The organism is Alkalihalophilus lindianensis, assembly GCF_032843265.1.
Lineage (GTDB): Bacteria > Bacillota > Bacilli > Bacillales > Bacillaceae_D > Alkalihalophilus > Alkalihalophilus lindianensis.
Window position 1 is genome coordinate 1 of sequence record NZ_JAWJBA010000797.1, and the last position, 247, is coordinate 247.

Consider the following 247-nt stretch of genomic DNA (forward strand, 5'->3'; position numbering starts at 1 on the left):
ATTTTCGCACCCGGTTTTGCCTTTTTTAAACCTGCCTCAAAGGCTAACTTGGCAACTTCGCACCCGTTCTTCAGCACTTCATCACCGTCACCCACAACGATGGAAATACCGGTATCCGCAAAATAGCCATTTTTGGAACCAGAAACGTCGATATTAACCAAGTCCCCTTCTTGAATCACGCGATCCCCCGGAATCCCATGGGCTACTTCTTCGTTCACACTGATACATGTATGGCCAGGAAAGTCAT

General features: G+C 47.4%; 1 protein-coding gene. It reads right to left on the minus strand.

Annotated elements, in window-relative coordinates; translation table 11 throughout:
* On the minus strand, nucleotides 1-247 hold a 247-nt coding region (locus RYX56_RS24370; protein WP_317124386.1), incomplete at both ends, for a M24 family metallopeptidase.